The 1,288-nt window shown below is 39.8% G+C and carries 2 protein-coding genes; both read right to left on the reverse strand.

The genetic code is table 11. The annotated features are described in order from the left end of the window. Window positions 1-502, reverse strand: a 502-nt coding sequence (locus Q0095_RS03715) for a transporter substrate-binding domain-containing protein (protein WP_297881471.1), incomplete at its 3' end; no start/stop codon positions are given. Between the two features lie 94 nt (window positions 503-596). Beyond that, the coding region (locus Q0095_RS03720; protein ID WP_297881473.1) for a transporter substrate-binding domain-containing protein at window positions 597-1,288 on the reverse strand (692 nt) is incomplete at its 5' end.

A 1,288-nucleotide genomic window follows, 5' to 3' on the forward strand; every position in this document is an offset into this window, starting at 1 on the left:
ATTCCTTAGCCGAAGCGCAATGGCCTAAATTTTTAAATCCTTTGTTTTTGAAAAATCTCTCTGCTACTGTCGCGTCGCCTTCGAATACGATCTTTTTATCATGAAGCTGTGCGATATCGGTAAAAGCGTCGGCTTTGCGCGTTAATATGCCCAAATTTACGGAGAGGTAGGGGAGGGAGAAATCGATCTTTCTTTTTCGTTCGTTGGTGATGCTAAATAGACCGATAACTAAATCAAGCTTGTTTGCCTCTAAAAATGGAATTCTATCATTTACGCTTAGTGGGATGAACTCGATTTTGCCCTCTTTTTTGCCGAAAATTTCTTTAGCAATAGCGTTTGCAAGATCGATCTCAAATCCTTCAAATTTGCCGCCATTAGACTCGCAAAGCGGCGGATGAGCATCGCGCACTCCGATGCGAATGACGCCGTTTTGTCTGATTTGATCTAGGCTATCTGCAAAAAGCGCCGCACAAAATAGAGCTGCTATAAAAAGTAGTTTCATTTTATGTCCTTAAAATTGGATTTCGCATATTATCCGCTTATCATAAATGACGTTTTAGTCGAAGCCGTTAGATAAAACACTGCTAAATTCCGTCCTAAAATATGGCATAGAGCCCATCTAGTAAGAAATATTTTTTATCTGCAGCGCCTTGATAAAATGGCTTGAAAGTTTCATCGTAAGAACGTTCGAAAAAGCCCTGCTTGCTAAGTGTAACAAGCTCTTTATTTATCAGATCAAGCAATTCGGTATTGCCTTTGCGCACCCCGATGCCTAAGAATTCCGGATTACCTAGATTTTGGATTGCTACTTCTAAATTGTCGTCGATAATGGAATAAGCTAGTACAATGAGATTATCGTTAACGTAAGCATCGGCTTTGCCTTGTTTAAGCATATCGTAGCATTCGGTAGTAATGGAGCAATGGATTAGATTGTGGATTTTATTTTTATACAAAAAATTTTCTGCCGTAGTCCCGCTACCCTCTACTAGGACCTTTTTGTTTGAAAGATCGTCTATACTTTTGATGCCGTCGCTTTTACGTGTCAAAACTCCCAAACTCATCGAAAAATATGGATAAGAAAAGTCGATTTGCCTTTTTCTATCTTGCGTTATCGTGATGGTCGCGACTGCAAGATCTACCTTATCGTTTTGTAATGCAGAGATCCTATCGCTGGCATTTAAAGGGACGAACTCGACTCTACCGCGCTTATCACCGAATATGCTCTTAGCTATAGCATCTGCAAGGTTGATTTCAAAGCCTTCGAAATTACCACTTTTTTCATCACTAA

The organism is uncultured Campylobacter sp., assembly GCF_938045535.1.
GTDB lineage: Bacteria > Campylobacterota > Campylobacteria > Campylobacterales > Campylobacteraceae > Campylobacter_B.